Origin of the sequence: Dyella sp. S184 (assembly GCF_009766065.1) — a bacterium.
Taxonomy (GTDB): domain Bacteria; phylum Pseudomonadota; class Gammaproteobacteria; order Xanthomonadales; family Rhodanobacteraceae; genus Rhodanobacter.
Map to the genome: position 1 here is coordinate 4,482 of NZ_LMUE01000009.1, position 320 is coordinate 4,801.

Below are 320 nucleotides of genomic sequence, written 5' to 3' on the forward strand. Positions count from 1 at the left end.
TGTCGGCACTCAACCACTGCCGCTGCCATTGCGCGAAATCCGCGTACTGGATCGGCAAATCGGTCAATGGTGACGGCAGGCCTTGCATGAAGGCGCGGTACAACGCGGCCAGTTCGCGCATCACGACGCCCACGGACCAGCCATCGGAAACGATATGGTGCATGGTCAGGAACAGGATATGCTCGTCCTCGGCAAGCCGCAGCAAACCGAAACGGAGCAAGGGACCGATCTGCAGATCGAACGGTCGCGCCAGTTCCTCCTGCAGGCGCGCGCGCAGTTGCGCCTCGCGTTCGGCCGCCGGCAAATGCCCCAGGTCGATG

Annotated in this window: 1 protein-coding gene; it reads right to left on the reverse strand. The window is 63.1% G+C overall.

Annotated features, from left to right (window positions below; all coding sequences use genetic code 11):
* Window positions 1-320: condensation domain-containing protein (locus tag GSQ75_RS19065; protein WP_216840682.1), on the reverse strand; the 320-nt coding region annotated here is incomplete at both ends.